Here is a 20683-nt window from a genome sequence, read left to right on the forward strand (position 1 = left end):
CACGAGCAGTCGGTCACCGGCTTCCTGATGAACATCATCCCGCCAACGATTGTCGGTGCCTTCGCGGAAGGCGACATCCTGCAGGTGCTGTTCTTCTCGGTTCTGTTCGGCATGGCGCTCGCGATGGCCGGAGAGACGGGCAAGCCTGTCGTTTCCTTCCTTCAGGCGCTCATCGCGCCTGTCTTCAAGCTCGTCGGCATTCTGATGAAAGCCGCGCCGATCGGCGCTTTCGGCGCAATGGCCTTCACCATCGGTAGATATGGCATCGGTTCGGTCGTCAACCTCGCGATGCTGGTCGCGACGTTTTATTTCACCGCCTTCCTCTTCGTGTTCGGGGTTCTCGGCGCGGTCTGCCGCTACAACGGCTTTTCGATCTGTTCTCTTATTCGCTACATCAAGGAAGAGCTGCTGCTTGTCCTCGCAACGTCCTCCTCGGAGGCCGCGCTCCCCTCGCTCATGCAGAAGATGGAGAAGGCGGGCGCCAGGCGTTCGGTTGTGGGTCTCGTCATCCCGGCCGGATATTCGTTCAATCTGGACGGCACGAATATCTACATGACCCTGGCGGCCCTCTTCATCGCGCAGGCGACGAACACGGATCTGTCAATCGGCGATCAGGTGCTGCTGCTGCTCGTTGCGATGCTTTCCTCCAAGGGCGCTGCAGGTGTGACAGGTGCGGGCTTCATCACCCTGGCTGCTACGCTCGCCGTAGTTCCGAGTGTTCCCGTTGCTGGGATGGCACTGATACTCGGCATCGACCGCTTCATGTCCGAATGCCGGGCGCTGACGAATTGCGTCGGCAACGCAGTGGCATCCCTCGTCGTTGCCCGCTGGGAAGGAGAATTGGACCGAGCGCAGATGAAAGCCGCCTTCTGCGGTCATCAGCTTGCCGAGGCATCAAACCGGCTATCCTCCGCCGAGTAAGGTCGACGCACCGCGACCGGTTTCGCCAAGCTGGTCACATGACCTGAACGATCGACTCGCAGGCTCTAAACGGCGCCTCACGGACCATGTATCAGAAGCGCAATATGTGTGAGTGCAAATCATCGCCGCCCTAAGCGAATGAACCTTCCGTTATACCCGGCCGGTCTACATCTGGAGTAGTCCAATACGCTGTCGATCATTCAGTATGCGGGCGTCTCCACTTTGCCCACCCGAAACCATTGTCGAATCGCGCTAGGTGACAGAGAGCCAGCCTGCGTCAAAAACCAATCAGAATAGGACCCATGACCAAGCGCCCCACAATTGCCGATCTCGCCCGCGAAGCCCGAGTCAGCGTAGCAACGGTCGATCGGGTTCTGAACGCCCGCCATCCGGTGCGCGAGGAGACCGCGCGGCGGGTCCACGACGCCGCCCACGCGATCGGCTATCATGCTGCCGGGCTCATCAAGCAGCGCTTGCGGCGAGACCTACCGTGCTACCGTCTGGGCTTCATCTTGAGAAAACCGGCCCAGCATTTCTACCAAGACTTTGCGCGCGAGGTCGAAGCGTCGGTCAATTTGGCCCAGTCCTTCCACGGCATTCCGCTCATCCAATTCGCCCCGTCACATATGCCGAGCGACCTAATCGCACCGCTCAAGGATTTGGGCGCACGCTGCCATGCGATCGCGATGGTGGCACCGGACCACCCGAAAATTACAGCAGCGGTTGAGGACCTCAAGGCCAAAGGCATTCCGGTTTTCTCGCTGCTTTCCGACTTCGCCGCCGGCGTGCGACAGGGCTATATCGGCCTCAACAACCGCAAGGTGGGGCGCACGGCCGCTTGGATGGTGTCCAAGGTCGCAAAACGGCCCGGCAAGGTGGCGGTGTTTGTCGGCAGCCATCGTTTCCAGGGGCACGAGCTCCGTGACGTCGGCTTTCGCTCCTATTGCCGTGAGAACGCGCCGACGTTCGAGGTGCTCGATCCGCTTGTGAACCTGGAGAAACGGCAGGTCACCTACGAGGCAACGCTTGATCTCATGCAGCGGGAACCCGAGCTCGTCGGCTTCTATGTCGCCGGCGGCGGCATGGAGGGCGCCATCTCCGCGGTCCGGGAAGAGGGTAAAAGTCGCGATCTCGTCGCGATCGTGAATGAAATCACGCCGGAATCTCGGGCGGCACTCGCAGATAACATCATCACGATGGCGGTCGCCACGCCAATGCGCCGGCTTTCCCAGGAGCTGATAACGCTGATGACGCGGGCTATCGAGACCGGCACTGCTGAAACACCAGGACAGACATTTCTGCCGTTCGACATCCATCTGCCGGAAAATATATGAAGCTGATGGATTCTATCGTAAGCGGGGAGTTTCCTTTCATAAATGAGAGAAAGTTGATTGATGATCCGATCCACGCGGGGTAGCCGCACCCCACAGGCCTCAGCCGCGGCCCAGGATGAAAGCGCCGATTGAGTGAACGGATCGGCCGCGCGTTCAGGCGGAAGCGCGACGTAAATTCCCTACATCCGCAGCGTCGACCTCGACCGGCTTCATTGCCAACATCTCGACGTTGTCGGTGCAGGGCGGTGTCGTCAAGGATGCCTCACGCCAGTAGCCGAGCGAGGCCGGCACAGTCCATTGGGATCGACCTCGTCGACCGCCATCTCCTCGCCTGGCCGCGCGTGAAAAGCCGCGGCAAGGCCGGCAAAGTTGGCATTTGAGTGGGGCTAAACATCTTCTGGGACTTCGCACGCGAAATCGGAGGCGGCAGTCAACTCAGCACCAACCGGGCATGTGTTCTGCTCGTTCCTGGCCCTCGTACTCAGCAAGTAACTGCGCCGCTCTGCCCCGAATGGCAACCGCTCCTCCGCGACCGCCTCCAGGAGCCACCATCGAAAAGGATGGTCGCGTCGTCACCACCACGTCACGGCAAAAGTGGGCAACGTCTTGAAGGCAGCTGGCATCGCTCTGCGACACAGCTCGACAAACAACTCGCCTGAGATCACCCCCAAAAAGGTAGTGGTAACACGCGCCGGCGCGCGCCTAACATGCTGATTAATGACATTATTCTTACAGCCGGTGTTTAAGTGGGGCTAAATCTCTTCTGGGACTTCGCACGCGAAATCGGAGGCGGCATTCAATTCGGTACCAACAACGGCAAGGTCGGATCCGGCGTGCCCGAGACGCTCAATAGCTTCAAGCAAAGGCGCCAGGCGAGATGCCTCCTGCAACATCATTTCCCGCATCCACAGGCTTGCCGGATCAGTATTGTGAAGCGCAGGCCATTGGACGGCCTCCGTGAATGCGGGATGAGGAAGTGGCGGCGGAAGTCCGACAATCCGCAGGGGTGTTGTTTTTGCGAAATGCTGCGCCAGCCGTAAGGGCATGGTCCCGATGCGGTTGGTGCCTGATACAACGGGCGGGATCATGCTAAAGCCCTGTACGACGACCTCGATACGTCTCTCGAAACCGTGCTCGAGCAAATACCATTCCTCCATGGTGGGCTGCCGGGTGTGCCTGAATCTGAGCACAACATGCCCCATGGACAAGTATCGCTCGAATGTAAGTGGCTCTGACAGCTGCTTGTTCGTGCCGCAGCCTACGCATACGAGCATATCTTCGAACAGGGCTGCGCGAGGATGTTTCGACATGAACACTTCCGGCATAATCAGAAAATGAACGTCGCCGCGCCGGAGAAGCTCCTCGGGGTCGTCGGAAATAGGCAGACATTCGAAGCGGACGGCGGGAGCTTCCCGCGCAGCACGCTCTACGATCTTCTTAAAAAATACGAGCGTGAGGTAATCGGAAAGCATGATTCGGAAGAGACGATCCGATTGGGCTGGGTTAAAGGCGTCCCAGGAAATAATCGATAGCTGGATGTGCAGCAATGCGTCCCGGACTGCTGGGGCGAGCCCCTCCGCGCGCGGTGTCAAAATGAGCTCGCGGCCGTTCATCGCAAATAGCTCATCGCTGAAATAGGCGCGTAACCGAGCGACGGCGGCGCTCATGGCCGGCTGGCTCAGGTTAATACTCCGGGCCGCCGCGGTGACTTTACGTTCCCTGATCAGAGCGTCCAGCACAACGAGGAGATTTAGATCCAGCCCCTTAAAACGCATGTCCTGATCTATCCAGCGTGTGGATGGGTATCATCTAAACAATCAATTTTACGAATTTACGAACCATGCATTAGAGGAACGTAAATGACCGACGTCAAGCTCAAATCGACGGCGCCGCAACACGGGCGGGAACATCGAGAGAGCTCATTTGCGAGCCCGACCGGCTGGCTCACCTTCGCTAACGACAACGGTTGAGTGCAGTCAAACAACGCCGCCGCTTTGGCCGGGTAATGCGGCCCGCAAGAAACCAATAAGAAAGAGAGATCCTGAATGCGCTCGCAGGTGCAGTGGAAGTTGTGCTGGGAAAATGAGTTGCAGCTCTCCGACCATGTCGAGCTCGCCAAGTTCTTTCGAAATACCTATGGGCCGACTGGGGCGTGCAACGCAGAACCGTTCGAAGGTAGTCGAAGCTGGGCCGGAGCCAGGCCTGAACTCCGCGTAATCGCCTATGATTCGAGCGGTGTAGCGGCCCATATGGGCATACTGCGCCGTTTCGTCAAGGTTGACGCGGTCGATCTATTGGTGGCTGAGCTGGGCCTGTACGGGGTACGTCCGGATCTTGAGGGCCTCGGAATCGCCCATTCAATCCATGTCATGCTTCCAACACTGCAGGAGCTTGGCGTTCCATTCGCTTTCGGAACCGTCCGGGACGCGCTGCGGAATCATGTTGAGAGGTTCGGGCGGCGATACAGCCCTTTGGCTGTTTTGTCGGGAATTCGCGTGCGCTCCACCCGACCAGAGGCGCGCCTTGACCTGCCGCCCACACGCATCGATGACGCACTCGTCATTGTTCTGCCAGTTGGACGACCGATCAGCGAATGGCCCACCGGCGCGATGATCGATCGGAACGGACCAGAGCTATGAGCCGTCCCGATTGCTTATACGAAGTGCGCCGTGAGTGCTCTGACGGCACCGGCCGTCGCAGCGTTTATCTGACGTTCGACGACGGTCCCAATCCACTTTTCACACCGGAGATTCTGGATGTGTTGGCAGAGCAGCGGGTGCCGGCGACTTTCTTCGTCATCGGCGCCTACGCCTTAGAGCACCCGGATCTAATCCAACGAATGTTTGCAGAAGGGCACGAGCTAGGCAACCACACGATGACTCATCCGGATCCGTACAAATGCGGCTTCGGCGAAGTGCAACGTGAGATCTTTGAAGCGAACGGCGCCATCATGAGGGCGTGCCCTCAGGCCTCGGTGCGCTATATTCGCGCGCCCTACGGCGCCTGGAGCGAAGAAGTCTTCACAGCGTCACAGATCGCCGGGCTGACGGCCCTCCATTGGTCCGTCGACCCTCGAGATTGGTCTCGCCCTGGGGTCGACGCGATTATCGATACCGTGCTCGCCTCTGTCCGGCCGGGCGCAATCGTACTCTTGCACGACGGATGCCCTCCCGGCGAGTTGAGCCAGGGCGCTCACGCCGGTCTGCGCGACCAGACGGTCACGGCGCTGTCCCGTCTGATTCCAGCACTTCATGAGCGCGGATTTGTAATCCGCTCACTTCCTCAACATCACTGAACAAACGAGATCCCATGACTCTTCTTGGTACAACCAGCACTGTGGCCATTTCGCTTTATGCACTGCTCTCGACTACTTATAAGAGCATGCAGGGGATTTATGCTCTGCCGACAAACGACTCATCGGCGTTGGAGGATCTCGTCGGCTCCGATCAACTGCCCAGCGTGGATGTCATCGTCCCCTGCTTCAACGAGGATCCGCGCACGCTTTCAGAGTGCCTGGCTTCCATTGCAGACCAAGAATACGCCGGAAGACTTCGGGTCTATGTGGTTGATGACGGTTCTGGAAATCGCGAAGCCGTAGGAACTGTCCACGAAACCTACGCGCGCGACCCTAGGTTCGACATCATTTTGCTTCCCGAGAATGTTGGAAAGCGCAAGGCACAGATCGCCGCGATACGCCGCTCATCCGGGGATTTGGTGCTTAACGTTGATTCAGACACGATACTCGCGTCCGACGTCATTACCAAGCTTGTACCGAAGATGCGAGATCCAGCGGTCGGCGCAGTCATGGGTCAGTTGACGGCCAGTAACCGGAGCGAGAGCTGGCTGACCAGGCTGATAGACATGGAGTACTGGCTGGCTTGCAACGAGGAGCGCGCGGCACAGGCTCGCTTCGGTGCCGTTATGTGCTGTTGCGGCCCATGTGCCATGTACCGCCGGTCTGCGCTCCTTTTGTTACTGGACCAGTACGAGTCGCAATTTTTTCGGGGCAAGCCAAGCGACTTCGGTGAGGATCGCCATCTCACTATCCTCATGCTGAAAGCAGGCTTTCGAACCGAGTACGTTCCGAGCGCCATCGCGGCCACAGTCGTTCCGAACAGGCTCGGACCGTATCTGCGCCAACAACTCCGTTGGGCACGAAGCACATTCCGGGACACGCTGCTTGGGCTGCGCTTGCTGCCCGGCCTCAATAGCTATCTCACGTTGGACGTGGTCGGACAGAATCTCGGCGCGCTACTCCTCGCCCTATCGGTACTAACGGGCCTCGCACATTTCGCACTGACAGGCACTGTGCCTTGGTGGACGGGCCTGATGATTGTGTCCATGACCATGGTCCGATGCAGCGTGGTAGCATTTCGCGCTCGACAGTTTCGATTTCTGGGCTTTTCCCTGCACACGTTCATCAACATCTTTCTCTTACTTCCCTTGAAGGCCTACGCGCTGTGTACATTGAGCAATAGCGATTGGCTGTCGCGAAGCTCTGCTGTCGCTACATCGAACACTGGGGGAAAACAGGCCCCCACCCAAACTCCGATCACTGGATCAAGCAGGGCAGAATTCTCACCGCATGCGGCTCCGCTTCGCAGGCTCAATCTTGCGCGGGATTCTTCGGGATTAGCGCTGTCGGGCAACATTTGCGGCGACGAGTGATCGCTAATTACCTAGGTGGACGAGAGGTGGACGAGTTTGACCCAGAACATGAATCATCAGTTGCTCGATCGGGAATTGGCCGCAGACGATCCGTGGCGCCTCGACGGCAATCCGTTCGAGCGGGAGCGCCACACGCAAATGCTCCAGCTGGCGCTTGCCCAAGGCTCCATTACAAATGCCCTCGAAGTCGGGTGCGCTGCTGGCGCATTCACGGAAAAACTAGCCCCCTACTGCCAAGGGCTCACCGTCATCGATGTCGTGGCGCAAGCGATAGCTCGAGCACGTCAACGGATAAAGAAGCCGCCGCGCATCAACTGGATAGTCTCCGATGTTCAACAGTTTTCGACCGACGAGTTGTTTGACCTGATCGTTGTGGCGGAGGTCCTATACTACCTCGAAGACATAGCCGAGATGCGCGTGGCCGTCAAAAACCTGGTGCGGGTGCTTGCGCCAGGCGGGCATCTGATCTTCGGATCGGCAAGGGATGCTAATTGCCGTCGCTGGGGTCACGCCGCTGGTGCTGAGCCGGTCATCGCCATGCTGAACGAAACGTTGATCGAGGTAGAGCGTCTTGAGTGTCGGGGCGAGTCGGTCAACGAAGACTGCTTGCTCGTCCGTTTCCGGAACCCGCTTTCCACTTCCTGATGAATCGAATCTATCGCCGTTAACGTGGAGACACTATGCGCATCTGTGGTACCAAGCTGACCCATGATGGGGCGATCGCCCTTGTCGAGGATGGACGGCTCGTCTTCTGCGTAGAGCAGGAAAAGCGGCACAACAATCCGCGTTACCAAACCATCGATAATCTCGACGCAATTGTCGCCGCTTTGGCGGAACAGGGGCTAAATCCTTGTGATGTCGATCAGTTCGTTATCGACGGCTGGGATGGCGAAGACGAGTCACAGTTTCAGGTCCGGCAGGCAACAGCAACCGCCAGTCGTGGCGACGCTCTCGGTAAAATGAACCCATGTCCACGGTAACGATCGATCTTACTGACGTAAGCAAAACTTATGACAAGCTCGTTGTCGACAGACTGTCGTTCCGCGTTACGGCGGGGGAATGCTTCGGGCTCTTGGGACCGAACGGCGCGGGCAAAAGCACGATTGCGCGTATGGTCCTCGGCATGACATCGCCTGATGCGGGGAAGATTACTGTGCTCGGCGCTCCAGTGCCGGCGCGCGCGCGTTTGGCACGTATGCGCATCGGCGTGGTCCCGCAGTTCGACAATCTTGATACCGCGTTCACTGTACGCGAGAACCTGTTGGTGTTCGGGCGCTACTTCCGGATGAGCAGACGCCAGATCGAAGCGGTCATACCGTCGCTGCTTGAGTTCGCCCGCCTCGAGAACAAAGCGGATGCGCGCGTCGCCGAACTGTCCGGCGGCATGAAGCGGCGCCTGACGCTCGCGCGTGCGCTGATCAATGACCCGCACTTGCTGGTGATGGACGAGCCGACCACCGGCCTCGATCCGCAGGCCCGCCACCTGATCTGGGAACGGCTGCGATCGCTGCTGGCGCGGGGCAAGACTATTCTTTTGACTACCCATTTCATGGAAGAGGCCGAGCGGCTGTGCGATCGGCTGTGCGTTATGGAGGAGGGGCGCAAGATCGCCGAAGGCCGCCCGTCCGCACTCATTGACGAGCAGATCGGCTGTGACGTGGTCGAGGTCTACGGCGGCAATCCGCATGAACTGGGTGCGCTGATCCGGCCGTACGCACAGCGCATCGAGGTGAGCGGTGAGACGCTTTTTTGCTATGCACCCGATCCGGAGCAGGTGCTGGTGCAGCTACGCGGGCGCGCGGGTCTGCGCCTTCTGCAGCGTCCCCCCAATCTCGAGGATGTGTTCTTGCGGCTAACCGGGCGCGAGATGGAGGACTGAACAATGGGCGAACGTTATGCGGCGGCCATGCCCGCCAATGCGTGGAATTGGGTCGCGGTTTGGCGCCGCAACTATCTTGGATGGAAGAAAATCGGGCTTGCATCGGTTCTCGGCAACCTCGCCGATCCGATGATCTATCTGTTCGGTCTCGGCTTTGGCATCGGAACAATGATAGGTCCTGTTGAGGGCACTTCGTACATTGCGTTTCTCGCGGCTGGCATGGTTGCCACAAGCGCGATGGCATCGGCGACCGCTGAAACGGTTTACGGGAGTTTTGGCCGCATGGACAACCAGCGCACCTGGGAAGGAATGCTATGCACTCAGCTGACGCTCGGCGATATCTTACTCGGCGAATTGGCGTGGGCAGCCACCAAGGCCCTGATGGCGGGCACAGCAATCACTATTGTTGCCACCACGCTCGGCTACACATCGTGGCCATCCATCCTCTGCTTGCTGCCAGTCATCGCTCTCAGTGGCCTCGCCTTCGCGAGTCTAGCGATGGTCGTCACGGCGCTTGCGCCCAGTTATGAATATTTCATATTTTATAACACGCTTGTTATAACACCCATGCTGTTCCTTTGCGGCGCGATGTTTCCGGTCAACCAATTGCCCGGCGCTTTTCAGGACGTCGCCTCCTTGTTGCCGCTCGCACATGCAATTGACCTCATTCGTCCGGCGATGCTTGGCCGTCCGGCCGGCAGCATGGGCCTGCATATCGGCGCGCTTTGCATATACACGGTTTTGCCGTTTTTCCTATCGGTTGCTCTATTTCGTCGTCGGCTGATGCGTTGACGCTACTCACCATTCGTAAAATTGATTCTTTGGGCGATACCCATCCACGCGTCGGATAGGTCAATACATGCGTTTTAAGGGACTCGATCTAAATCTCCTGGTTGTGCTGGACGCTTTGATCAGGGAGCGTAAAGTCACCGCCGCGGCCCGCAGTATTAACCTGAGTCAGCCGGCCATGAGCGCCGCCGTCGGTCGGTTACGCGCCTATTTCAGCGATGAGCTATTTACGATGAACGGCCGCGAACTCATTTTGACACCGCGCGCGGAGGGGCTCGCCACAGCAGTCCGGGAGGCATTGCTGCACATCCAGCTGTCGATTATTTCCTGGGACGCCTTTAACCCGGCCCGATCGGATCGTCGCTTCCGCATCATCCTTTCCGATTACCTCACGCTCGTATTTTTTAAGAAGATCGTAAAGCGTGCTGCGCGGGAAGCTCCCGCCGTCCGCTTCGAATGTCTGCTTATTTCCGACGACCCCGAGGAGCTTCTCCGGCGCGGCGACGTTGATTTTCTGATTATGCCGGAAGTGTTCATGTCGAAACATCCTCGCGCAGCCCTGTTCGAAGATATACTCGTATGCGTAGGCTGCGGCACGAACAAGCAGCTGTCAGAGCCACTTACATTCGACCGATACTTGTCGATGGGGCAGGTTGTGCTTAAATTCGGGGACACCCGGCAGCCCTCCATCGAGGAATGGTATTTGCTCGAGAACGGTTTCGAGAGACGTATCGAGGTCGTCGTACAGGGCTTTAGCATGATCCCGCCCCTTCTATCAGGCACCAACCGCATCGGGACAATGCCCTTACGGCTGGCGCAGCATTTCGCAAAATTAACACCCCTGCGGATTGTCGAACTTCCGCCGCCACTTCCTGCCGCATTCACGGAGGCCGTCCAATGGCCTGCGCTTCACAATAATGATCCGGCAAGCCTATGGATGCGGGAAATGATGTTGCAGGAGGCATCTCGTATGATTACCCCGCCTAAGAGCACCGGACGTCTCAGTTGTCGGCCGACGACCCCTCGGTTATGAGAGGAGGCATGGATGGCGATTGGGATTGGGCGATTCCTGCATTGTCGAGAACGATGCAGGGAGAGCAGATCCTTCAGCCTGAAGAGGTGGCAGCGATGCTGCCGCTGCATGAGCTTGGCTGGGGAACCGACGGGCGAACGAATTCGGGTGCGCTCGCAACACGGTGCCTCGGTATCTAAGCGAGGGCGGGACTGTTCCGTTTCGCAAGCCTGTGCGGCCGACCGCGTTTGACGGACTGGACGATTGGCTGCGGGAGCGCTTCTTCCCCCATGGCTCGGGCTGGATGACGATCTCGACCCGCTCCAGATGCGCCGGGAACGCCTTGCGCGGTCGCGCAGCACGTCGCGGCTCGCCTGTCGGTCTTGCGGCCTCGAGCTCGGACTCAATCGCGCCGAGCCCGGTCTGGATTTCGAAGGCGAAGGCCTGCTGGGCACGTTCGAGCTTCTCGGAGCTGCGACCGAAGCGGCGCGCTCCAGCTGCTTGACGATCCCATGAAGGTCGGCGATCCTCTCCTGGGCACGCTCGTTGAGTGTCGCCATCCGGACGATCTCGGCCTTGAGTGTTTCGCTCCGGAGTTGTTGCAGTTCGGCCTTCTCCGCCGCCATGGCGACGAACATCGCCTTGAGCGGATCGATTTCGTGGGGACGGGCCGAAGCGCTTCTCGTCATGACGCCGACAGGAGCTTGTTTTACACGGCCTGAAGCCCGCCTTTTGCGCCTGAGTCACTTCGCCACCGCCTTCCGGCCGGACGCCGTCGCCGTTCGGCTCGAACGCGCGTCCAGTCCATGCCTTCGACGAGCGCCATCAGTTTCGGCGCGGCAAGCCGATCACGCCGTTCTCCGCCAGCGGAACTTGTCCTCGTCCAGCGCTCACGGTGCGGGTATGCCGGCGTCGAGCAAACAGAGAGAAGTTTGGGGCCCAACCAGGACGGCCCCGTTACGAAGTTCGTCCTAGTCTAGTCCCGGTTTGAGTGTCGAATCTTCATCGATTGCATCGGCGACCAGCGTCCCCGCCGCCTGCGAGCCCGCAACTGCTCAGCAGAAGGAAGTGAATGTGAGTGCATCCATTTCGTAAATGTGTGTCTATCCAAGCAATCGATTTCTCTAATTATCCGATGAGGAATATGAAACGCGTCAGGCAGGGTGCATCATTAGGAGTATTTTCGATGGCAAACATTATCGAGGGTGGCCCGGGTTCCGAAACACTCCTCGGCACCAAGCTTGAAGATTGGATGGAGGGTTTCGGGGGCAATGACTGGATTGACGGTCGTGGCGGCAACGACGAGATCTCGGCTGGCGCGGGCAGTGACCGAGCCCTCGGCGGCGAGGGTAACGACCGCATCTTCGGCGGAGATGGCTGGGACGATCTCTCCGGCGACAACGGCCGCTTCAACGCGCGCATCTCCGGTGAGGACAATGACAGGCTCAGCGGCGGTCCCGGCCAGGATGTCGTCTACGTGGGTGACGGCCAGGACACGTTGACCGGGGGCACCGACAGTGACACGTTCGTGTTCCAGTTCCACAATCCGGTGCCTGGGGTCGTCCCGAGTGTCGGGTCGAAGCCGGACATTTCCACTATCACCGATTTCAACCCGGCGGAGGACAAGTTCGCCTTCGATGCGGTGGGCCTCTACAACGACGGTTTTGGCGCGAACTTCGTCAACAACGCCAGCATACAGTCCGGCTACCCGGTGAGCAGCTTCTACAGTGGTGCGGCCTCGGGTGCGAACGGCGAACACGTCGTGGTGATCACTGGCGAATCTTTCAACTCTGCTTCTGAAGCCGCGAGTGCGATCTCCGGCGAGCACGCCGGCGACATCATTGTCTACCAAAGCAGCTACACCGACAGAGTCGCAACTCTGGCCTATGTCACCGCCGACAACAGCGCGCATGAGTTCGTCCACCTGGGCGGTGTGGTCACCGTGGCCGACCTAGGCCTGACCGCGTCGGACTTCACCTTCGTTTGATCCAGAAAACCCATACGGAACAGCGCCCCGCCCCCCTGGGCGGGCGCTTTCCGTTTCCGCTACTTGCGATGGGCCGGGGCGCCCGGGAGCAGTCGCAGCGTGTACAGCTTGACGAAGCCCTGCACGTCGCGCTGGTCGTACACCGAAATCTCCCTGAAGGCGTGGAGGCGGAAGCCTGTTCGGGCCCTTGCGGCCGGCCACGATGACGTTGCCCTTCCAAACCTTCAGCCGGACGGTGTTGTTGTTGACCCGCTCCATTAGATGCCAAACCAAACATATTCGGCGGGAGCACTGATCCTGAATCAGCGAGCGGATGCAGTCGGTCGCCGCTCGGGGAGCAATATAGGGAGCTGGGTCGCCAGATCCTCACGGAGACCTACGTGAGTAACCATTCCTTGAAGGATTCAGCTTTGAGACCTTTCCCTCTGACTTCCGCTATTTGGGGAATTCTGTTGATCAGCGGCGTGGTGAACGTGCTTGCGCTGATCTCGCCGGTGTTCATGCTTCAGGTCTACGACCGCGTTCTGGCAAGTGGCAGCGTATCGACGCTAGTGGGGCTCGTCGTGCTTGCTACAGGGCTTTATGCGTTCCAGTGCCTGCTCGACATTTTGCGCGCGCGCGTGCTGCTGCGGATTGGCGAGCGTTTCGATGAACAGTTTTCCGGACGCGTTCACGATGCGATCGTTCGCCTTCCGCTTTTAACGCGCATGCCGGGCGACGGCTTGCAGCCGCTACGCGATCTCGACAATGTTCGCGGATTCTTAGGTGGAAACGGCCCGACAGCGTTCTTCGATCTGCCATGGATGCTGCTTTATCTTGGCATTTGCTTCCTCTTTCATTTCTGGATCGGCATGACGGCACTTATCGGGGCGATCGGTCTCACATCTCTGACACTCCTTACCAACACTCTCTCGCAAGGGCCGATACGCGATACCATTGACCACAACATGGTACGCAATGGTCTACTGGAAGCAGCGCGCCGCAATGCCGAGGTCGTGCAAGCTCTCGGTCTCGCAAAGCGGATCGCTGCCCGATGGCACAAGGCCAATGCCAAGTATCTGGCCGCCAACCGGAAAGTCGGGGACGTGGCAGGTGGGCTGGGTGGCATTTCAAAGTCGCTGCGCGTGCTGCTGCAATCGGCCATTCTTGCCGTCGGCGCGTACCTTGTCATCAGGCAGGAGACTACGGCCGGGGTCATGATTGCCAGTTCGATCACGATGGGGCGTGCGCTGGCTCCGGTCGATCTGGCCATTTCAAGCTGGAAACCCTTCCTCATGGCGCGCCAGGGTTGGGCGCGGCTGGAGGACCTCTTGGGAAAGGTTCCTGAAACCGCTCCTGTTATGCCAATGCCTGCACCTGAACGCGAACTCCGCCTCGAAGGCGTGACAATCGTTCCGCCCGGCGAAAGGAAGCCGACCGTGACCGGCCTTGCGTTTGCCGTTCAGGCGGGAAGCGCACTCGGGATCATCGGTGCATCGGGTTCGGGCAAGTCGACACTCTCGCGCGCCATCGTCGGCGCATGGGCGCCGGTCGCCGGAAAGGTTCGCATCGACAGCGCAAGCCTCGATCAATGGGACGGGGAAGCGCTAGGCCGTCATATCGGCTATTTGCCGCAAGGTGTTGAACTATTCGACGGCACCATTGCCGAAAACATCGCTCGTTTTGAAGATAATCCTGACCCTGAGGCTATTGTCACCGCGGCGAAAGCAGCGGGCACGCACGAACTGATCCTCCGATTTGAGCACGGCTACGAAACTCCGATTGGTGAGGCCGGATCGGCACTTTCCGCCGGGCAGCGCCAGCGTATCGGTCTTGCCCGTGCTCTTTATCGAGACCCTTTCCTTGTTGTGCTGGATGAACCCAATGCCAATCTCGATGCGGAAGGCGAGGCTGCGGTTGTCAAGGCGATCGCCTCCGTGCGCGAGCGCAAGGGCATTGCGGTTGTCGTTGCCCATCGGCCGAGCGCCATCCGCGCCGTGGATTTGGTGTTGGTGATGGAAGGTGGACGGCAGCGAGCATTCGGTGCGCGTGATGAGGCGCTTTCCAAAGTCCTTAAGGGGGCAGCGATGGCATCAGGCGCTGGGGTCAAGGCCATCGAGTCTACACAGGATAACGAGCGCGCTGACATGGAGGATCCCGGTGTCCGGCATTCATCAGAACAATGACGTTTCCAGGTCCATTCGCCGGCACCTGGTGGCGGGCCTGCTGGCGAGCGTGATCTTTGTGGGAGGAGCCGGAGCCTGGGCGGCCTTCACGAATCTCTCCGGCGCGGTTGTCGCGTCCGGACACTTTGTCGTCGATTCCTATGTGAAGAAGGTGCAGCACCCGACCGGCGGGGTGGTGGGAGAAATCCTGGTGAGCGAAGGTGATAAAGTAAAAGCCGGCGACATCCTCATGCGGCTCGACGCCACCCAGACGCGCGCCACTCTCGCTGTAGTCACCAAGCGGCTCGATGAGCTGGCCGCCAACCTGGCACGACTCGAAGCTGAGCGTGACGATCTGGCGGAGATCGCCTTCCCGGACTGGCTGCTCGCCCGCAGAGATGTTCCGGACGTAGCTTCGGCAGTACATGGCGAGACGCGGCTGTTCGAATTCCGCAGACAATCCCGCGACGGAAGGCATGCGCAGCTAGCGGAACGCATCACTCAATATGAGCACGAGATCGAGGGGCTCAAGGCGCAGGCAATCGCTTCTGAGAAAAGCACCGAGATCCTCCAAAAGGAAATTGCTGCCCTGAGTGGGCTGCGCGACCAAGGCATTGTCTCGGACCAACGCTTGAACAGTCTGAAGACGCAGGTTGCCACTTTCGGCGGCGAACGCGGTGAGAAGATTGCACATCAGGCACAGACGGCAGCCCGCATAGCCGAAACGCGCCTGCAGATCCTGCAGATCGATCCGGATTTCAAGACGGAAGTCGGCCAGGAGCTCAGAGAGGTTCAGGCGCAGGTTGGGGAGTATGTTGAGCGCAAGGTGGCGGCTGAACAGGAACTGCGACGGATCGATATTGTCGCGCCGCAGTCAGGCGCCATTCAACAACTCGCAGTTCATACGGTCGGAGGAGTGATCACGCCCGCCGATCCGATTATGCTAATCGTGCCGGAAGGCGACGATCTTGCGCTTGAAGCACGAATCACCCCGAAGGACATCGACCAAATCCAGCTTGGTCACAAGGCCGTGCTCCGGATGTCAGCCTTCAATCTGAGGACCACGCCGGTATTGAACGGATATGTCAGCCGGATCGCAGCCGATCTGGCGACGGACGAAAAAAACGGCGTTTCGTATTACCTGGTGCGTCTGTCGGTTCCGCATGCGGAACTGACGAAGCTCAAGGACCTGACGCTCGTGCCCGGCATGCCGGCCGAAGCGATGATCCAGACGGGCGAGCGTACGGCGCTTTCTTATTTTGTGAAGCCGCTGTCGGACCAAATCAGTCGCGCATTCCATGAGGAATGAAAGTAACCACAGAAACATTTTGTTGGTATTCTTGTTGGTTGTTACGCATGCATGAGAGTCATAACCGTCTGAAAACACAGCCATACTTTCCTCAGTTGGATTCCGCCTCTGACTCAGATTCGTGGTTCCACGGTCATTTTGCCCTTCCAAGTCGCCGACCATTCAGTTCTTGGCCTCGAGCGCATTAAGATACCCATCATCGTACACAAAGGCTGGAAAAGAGTCCGGTGTCTTGAGCGATCCTGAGGTCTGGAGACCTAGGGTGAGCCTGCAAGCACAGGGCTAGGACATGATTGAGCGTCTGCAATATTCGGACGGGTACATAGGAAGACAGGCAGGCGTCAAAAACGCGCTTTCAACGCGCTAAACCGATGCTACGCACCCCGAGCGTCTTGCCGCCCTCGCTCCCGCCGGTAGGAATCAATCGCGAGCAGGCTGCGACGTTCATCGGCGTAAGCTCAACGACCTTTGATGAAATGGTCCAGGACGGCCGGATGCCCCAGCCACGAATGCCGAGCAAGGGGCGCATTGTTTGGGACGTCGAGGAACTTGTATTGGCCTTTCGAAAGCTCCCTCACCGCCAAATCGGAGGAGCACCAAAGCTTGACGAAGATTCGCCGCCACTAGACAATCCTTGGGATCGAAAACCACGAACATGACGGATGAGCCCGTGAAAATCGATCTTAAGGGCGTAGTGAAGGACACTGATCGCCACGGCAATGATCGGTACTATTTTCGCGCACCGGGTCGGAAGAAGGTCCGGCTCCGTGAACCGACCGGCAGCGACGAGTTCCTCGAGGAACTGCGGTGCGCGCGCGCCGAGGTCACTTATGTTCGGCCCGGCACTCTTCCCGAGATTTGCCGGCGCCTCCCCAAGCCTTCCGAGCCAGCGAAGAAAGGCACGTTGCTGTGGCTTTGCCAGGAGTATTACCGTCGGGGCGGCACGGAAATCACCCAAGACACTATGGCGCGCCGACGAGCAATTCTGGAGCGCGTATGCGAATTACCTCATCCCCTCGAAGGTGACCCGGATCCTCAGTATCCCACCAAGGGATCTCTGCCATTCGCCGGTATGAAACGGTCTCATGTTAAGGAGATCAGGGACACCAGGCTCGACGCCCTTGGCGCGGCAAACAATATCGTAAAAGCCATCAGCGCGATGTTTGAGTGGGCAAAGGACACAGAGATTCCGGGCGTCGACTCCAATCCCGCCCGCGGCATCAGACGGCTAAAGAGCGGCGACGGCTGGCACCCATGGGACGTGTCGGAGATCGTTCAATATGAGAAGCGGCATCCGCTGGGTACCGCAGCCAGACGTGCGCTCTCGATCTTCATGTTTACTGGCCTGCGGTTGTCCGACGTCGCGATCTTCGGTCGACAGCACATCACGCTCGTCTACAACGAGGAGACCGAGCAGTGGGAGAAGTGGATCAGAATTAAGCCTGGGAAGACCAGTCGTAACAAGGATGCGGTGTTGGTGGAGCTCCCGCTTCTGCCCGAACTAGAGGCGGAACTTGAGCACACGCCCTCCGACCAGATGACCTTCCTGGTCAATGAGTATGGTCGCCCGTTCTCGGAGAACGGTCTGGGCAACAAGATGCGCCAGTGGTGTGATCAAGCTGAGCTGCCGCACTGCAGTGCTCATGGAATTCGCAAGGCCGGCGCGACGATCGCCGCTGAGAACGGCGCGACGCACGAGCAGCTGAAGGCGATATATGGGTGGACTACGTACCAGCAGCCCGACCACTACATCAAGAAAGCGCGTCGCCGGAAGGTAGCGAGAGCGGCGAAATACCTGCTGGTTATCGATCGAAAAGAGAACAAAATTGTCCCACTTTCTGAGGGGGTTGAAAGAGGTGGGACAAAAATGGCCAAAAAATCCAATTAAATCAACGGCCACAAAAGCCAATGGTGGGCCCGGAGGGACTCGAACCCCCAACCAAGCGGTTATGAGCCGCCGGCTCTAACCATTGAGCTACAGGCCCCACGGCGCTGGATTAGTGTTTTTCCCTGAACCGCACAAGGCTTTCCGAGGGCTTTCCGAGCAGGCGTTCCAAGGGGGCTGGCAGAGATCGCCCAAATCAGCCCATATTGATAACCTATTGCACGTCGCCCATTGGACGCCGGCCAACACTCGGCTGTCTTGGGATCCCAGATCGAGGAGATTTCATGACCAGACGTATTTTGCCCCTGGCGATTGCCGCCGCAATCGCGTTTCCGGCGATCGCGGCCGCCGCCGATTCGCCACCGCCGCCGCGTATCGTCGTCACCGGTGAAGGCGAGGCGGCGATAGCACCCGATCTGGCTCTGCTGACGCTCAGCGTCATGCGCGAAGCCAAGACGGCACGTGCAGCGCTCGATGCCAATAACGACGCCATGGCCGCAGTGATCGCTGCCATGAAATCGTCCGGCATCAAGGAGCGCGACCTGCAGACCGCGGGCATCCAGATCAATCCGCGCTATAACTACACCAATAAGCCCGACGGCAGCCAGGAGGCCGAGCTTGTCGCCTACCAGGTGACCAACACGCTTTCGGTGCGCATCCGCGACATCGACAAGACCGGCGACATTCTCGATAAGGCGGTGTCGCTCGGCGTCAACCAGGGCGGCGGCATCTCCTTCTCCAACGACGATCCGGCGGCAGCCGTCACCGAGGCGCGCAAGAAGGCCGTCGCCAATGCCACGGCCAAGGCCAAGACGCTGGCCGAAGCGGCCGGCGTCGGCATCGGCCGGGTCCTGGAAATCACCGACCAGAATTTCGCACCACCGCCGATGCCGATCAACGCCAAGGCATTCGATGCCGCCGGCGCGTCGGTCCCGGTGCAAGCCGGCGAAAATTCCTATACCGCGCAGGTGACGGTGACTTTCGAATTGAAATGACCATCGCTTGCAGAATGAAAAACCCCGGAGGATCGATCCTCCGGGGTTTTTTTGAGCCGCGCTTTCCGTCCTGGCGGAAAGGGACTCCGCTACTCTACCGGCTGAAAAATCGCCGGCCGCAAAGCTCCGACGGGCTTAGCGATAGATGATCGGACAACCGCGCTCGTTGGCGAATACGATTACGACGCGGTCGCCATACTGGCGGCCGGCAACCTTGACCGTGCGGCGGTTGATGTCGATGATGCGGGCGCGGTGCAGGCCCATGCGTTCGGCCTTGTCGATGGCACGCTCCGGCGAACAGGACCGGCGCCAGCCGCCATGACGGCGGTGTTCGCGATAGTAACCATCATCTTCGTCGCCGGTATAGACGCCGACGCGTGGATCCTGGTTGTTGCCGAAGCCGAGATAGATGCTGTCAGCATGAGCGGGGATGGCAGCAAGCGTGCCAAGGCCGACAAGAGCCGAAAGAGCCGCCGTCTTGATGGTGTTGAACATTGTCTTCTCTCCTTGTTGAGGGTTTCCACCCGTTTTCGTCGAACCTATGGGAGGAGAATGCACCCGCCTGTCTGAATTTTTTGCGAACCGGCCATTCATCCCCCGTTCATGCGGCAAGAATGGGCCAGCCGTTAGTCTCTCCGTTTCTGGAACCGTTCTATGCAGGGCAGATGGGGAACGTACCCTTTTGCCATGGTTCCCGGTCTTCGTTACCGCAGGAATCCTAAGGCTCGTCCGCGAGCATATGGTCGAAATAGTCGTCCGGCTCGGCAAGATCGGTCTCGCTGGCGCTGACCCGGCCGCGCATCGAGATGCCGGCCTCGTGCACGGTCTCGTCGCTTCCAGACACCAGCCTGTGCCACCAATAGAGGTCGCGGCCCTCGGCGACCAGCCGGTAAGCGCAGGTCTTGGGCAGCCAGCTGATGGTGCGCACATTCTGCGGCGTCAGCCCGACGCAATCCGGAACACGCGCCAGCCGGTTGGCATAGTCGGAGCAGCGGCAGCTTCCAGCGTCGAATAGCCGGCAGCCGACGCTGGTCCAGTAGATCTCTCCGGTGTCCTCGTCTTCGAGTTTGGACAGGCAGCATTTGCCACAACCGTCGCAGAGTGATTCCCACTCGGCCCGGGTCATCGCCTCGAGCGTCTTGGTCTTCCAGAACGGCTTTTCCATCGTCGGCATGTGGCCCTCGGACGCGTCAAGGTCAAGCACGGCAACCGTGCACCCTCGTCCGAACCATACGCCGGGACCATACGCCGGAACATACGCCAGGACCATACGCCAGGACCATACGAATGACATGAAGTCGCCTTCAAAACGCCGGTCAATCGCCCTGTGCCACCGCTAGAACCTACAAACAGGAACCAAACATGGTTGCTGAAAGTTTGGGCAGGGATGGGACGCCACAAGGAGTGTTTATGATGAAACGCCAACCATGGATTCTGGCAGGCACGGCGCTTGGCCTGTTGATGGCGTCCGCGCCGTTAGGCGCGTTCCCGCTGCAAGGCAATGCCGCATTCAGCCCCGTGCAACGTACCGCAGCGCCGCTCATCCCAGTGCAATCGAGTTGCGCCGAGGGCGAGTCGGCGGAGGCCTGCGCGCATAGCCAGCAGGCAGAGCAGCCCAGAAAGAAGAAGCGCGACCAGCAGCAGCAAACGGAATCCGCTCCGGCCGAGCAGGCGGCTCCAGCCGAGTCCGAGCAACCCCGCAAGAAGCGGCGCAATCAGCAGCAGCAAACAGAATCCGCTCCGGCCGAGCAGATCGCTCC

17 protein-coding genes, 1 tRNA gene and 5 pseudogenes are annotated in these 20683 nt (G+C 59.3%); 18 read left to right on the forward strand and 5 right to left on the reverse strand.

All coding sequences use genetic code 11. The annotated features are described in order from the left end of the window. Both NKJ32_RS32585 and NKJ32_RS32590 read left to right on the forward strand, forming a co-directional pair. Positions 1–1033, forward strand: a pseudogene (locus tag NKJ32_RS32585) (cation:dicarboxylate symporter family transporter); the annotation flags it as partial. Between the two features lie 190 nt (positions 1034–1223). Beyond that, positions 1224–2255 (forward strand): LacI family DNA-binding transcriptional regulator, encoded by a 1032-nt coding sequence (locus NKJ32_RS32590; RefSeq protein ID WP_023678260.1) that lies wholly within the window; start codon positions 1224–1226, stop codon positions 2253–2255. Positions 2256–3007: 752 nt separating this feature from the next. On the opposite strand, the gene NKJ32_RS32595 is transcribed toward NKJ32_RS32590, so the two are convergent. Then, the gene (locus NKJ32_RS32595; protein ID WP_352830095.1) at positions 3008–4030 is read right to left on the reverse strand and encodes a LysR family transcriptional regulator; all 1023 of its coding nucleotides are present in this window, start codon (positions 4028–4030) and stop codon (positions 3008–3010) included. A 270-nt stretch (positions 4031–4300) separates the two neighbouring features. On the opposite strand from NKJ32_RS32595, the gene NKJ32_RS32600 reads away from it, so the two are divergent. The 9 genes and pseudogenes from NKJ32_RS32600 to NKJ32_RS32640 form a co-directional block, all read left to right on the forward strand. Continuing rightward, positions 4301–4894, forward strand: a complete 594-nt coding sequence (locus tag NKJ32_RS32600) for a NodA family N-acyltransferase (protein ID WP_023678262.1) — start codon at positions 4301–4303, stop codon at positions 4892–4894. After that, positions 4891–5550: a chitooligosaccharide deacetylase NodB gene (gene nodB / locus NKJ32_RS32605; RefSeq protein ID WP_023678263.1), complete on the forward strand. Its 660-nt coding sequence runs from the start codon at positions 4891–4893 to the stop codon at positions 5548–5550. The genes NKJ32_RS32600 and nodB overlap by 4 nt, the downstream gene beginning before the upstream one ends. Before the next feature lie 14 nt (positions 5551–5564). Then, positions 5565–6923, forward strand: a complete 1359-nt coding sequence (gene nodC, locus NKJ32_RS32610; protein ID WP_352725763.1) for a chitooligosaccharide synthase NodC — start codon at positions 5565–5567, stop codon at positions 6921–6923. A 48-nt stretch (positions 6924–6971) separates the two neighbouring features. After that, complete coding sequence (gene nodS, locus NKJ32_RS32615) at positions 6972–7568, forward strand: nodulation methyltransferase NodS (protein WP_352623592.1); 597 nt, start codon at positions 6972–6974, stop codon at positions 7566–7568. A 35-nt stretch (positions 7569–7603) separates the two neighbouring features. Further along, a pseudogene (locus tag NKJ32_RS32620) lies at positions 7604–7852 on the forward strand (carbamoyltransferase N-terminal domain-containing protein); the annotation flags it as partial. A 38-nt stretch (positions 7853–7890) separates the two neighbouring features. Continuing rightward, a complete protein-coding gene (nodI, locus tag NKJ32_RS32625; protein ID WP_352466668.1) occupies positions 7891–8802 on the forward strand; it encodes a nodulation factor ABC transporter ATP-binding protein NodI in 912 nt (303 codons plus the stop codon). 3 nt (positions 8803–8805) lie between these two features. Beyond that, the gene (locus NKJ32_RS32630) at positions 8806–9594 is read left to right on the forward strand and encodes an ABC transporter permease (protein WP_352450738.1); all 789 of its coding nucleotides are present in this window, start codon (positions 8806–8808) and stop codon (positions 9592–9594) included. A gap of 67 nt (positions 9595–9661) precedes the next feature. Next, on the forward strand, positions 9662–10624 hold the full coding sequence (locus tag NKJ32_RS32635) for a LysR family transcriptional regulator (protein WP_023678269.1): 963 nt from the start codon (positions 9662–9664) through the stop codon (positions 10622–10624). Between the two features lie 8 nt (positions 10625–10632). Further along, positions 10633–10895: pseudogene (locus NKJ32_RS32640) on the forward strand (hypothetical protein); the annotation flags it as partial. 29 nt (positions 10896–10924) lie between these two features. On the opposite strand, the pseudogene NKJ32_RS32645 reads toward NKJ32_RS32640, so the two are convergent. Further along, positions 10925–11083 (reverse strand): annotated as a pseudogene (locus NKJ32_RS32645) (IS66 family transposase); the annotation flags it as partial. Between the two features lie 32 nt (positions 11084–11115). Here NKJ32_RS32645 and NKJ32_RS32650 point away from each other — a divergent pair. From NKJ32_RS32650 to NKJ32_RS32670, 5 genes are all read left to right on the forward strand, one after another. After that, positions 11116–11325 (forward strand): hypothetical protein, encoded by a 210-nt coding sequence (locus tag NKJ32_RS32650; RefSeq protein ID WP_023678271.1) that lies wholly within the window; start codon positions 11116–11118, stop codon positions 11323–11325. A gap of 464 nt (positions 11326–11789) precedes the next feature. After that, positions 11790–12590, forward strand: coding sequence for a calcium-binding protein (locus NKJ32_RS32655; protein WP_023678272.1), 801 nt, complete (start codon positions 11790–11792; stop codon positions 12588–12590). 395 nt (positions 12591–12985) lie between these two features. Next, entirely contained in the window at positions 12986–14755 is a 1770-nt protein-coding gene (locus NKJ32_RS32660; protein ID WP_352830099.1) for a type I secretion system permease/ATPase, read from the forward strand. Continuing rightward, complete coding sequence (locus tag NKJ32_RS32665) at positions 14730–16043, forward strand: HlyD family type I secretion periplasmic adaptor subunit (RefSeq protein WP_352830097.1); 1314 nt, start codon at positions 14730–14732, stop codon at positions 16041–16043. Before NKJ32_RS32660 ends, NKJ32_RS32665 begins: the two co-directional genes overlap by 26 nt. 670 nt (positions 16044–16713) lie before the next feature. Then, positions 16714–17931, forward strand: coding sequence for a tyrosine-type recombinase/integrase (locus NKJ32_RS32670; protein WP_352457555.1), 1218 nt, complete (start codon positions 16714–16716; stop codon positions 17929–17931). Positions 17932–17952: 21 nt separating this feature from the next. On the opposite strand, the gene NKJ32_RS32675 is transcribed toward NKJ32_RS32670, so the two are convergent. Continuing rightward, positions 17953–18028: transfer RNA gene (locus NKJ32_RS32675), tRNA-Ile, on the reverse strand. Between the two features lie 184 nt (positions 18029–18212). Between NKJ32_RS32675 and NKJ32_RS32680 the strand changes: the two genes are divergently transcribed. Beyond that, positions 18213–18923 carry an SIMPL domain-containing protein gene (locus NKJ32_RS32680; protein ID WP_352457554.1) on the forward strand — a complete coding sequence of 237 codons (711 nt, stop codon included), beginning with the start codon at positions 18213–18215 and terminating at the stop codon, positions 18921–18923. Between the two features lie 135 nt (positions 18924–19058). Here the strand turns inward: NKJ32_RS32680 and NKJ32_RS32685 are convergent, their stop codons facing one another. Together NKJ32_RS32685 and NKJ32_RS32690 are read right to left on the reverse strand one after the other, a co-directional pair. After that, a complete protein-coding gene (locus NKJ32_RS32685) occupies positions 19059–19418 on the reverse strand; it encodes a hypothetical protein (protein ID WP_023678277.1) in 360 nt (119 codons plus the stop codon). Between the two features lie 223 nt (positions 19419–19641). After that, on the reverse strand, positions 19642–20088 hold the full coding sequence (locus tag NKJ32_RS32690) for a YcgN family cysteine cluster protein (protein ID WP_352457557.1): 447 nt from the start codon (positions 20086–20088) through the stop codon (positions 19642–19644). Between the two features lie 245 nt (positions 20089–20333). Between NKJ32_RS32690 and NKJ32_RS32695 the strand changes: the two are divergent. Beyond that, positions 20334–20683 (forward strand): annotated as a pseudogene (locus tag NKJ32_RS32695) (OmpA family protein); the annotation flags it as partial.

Source organism: Mesorhizobium sp. M0159, assembly GCF_040322295.1.
GTDB lineage: Bacteria > Pseudomonadota > Alphaproteobacteria > Rhizobiales > Rhizobiaceae > Mesorhizobium.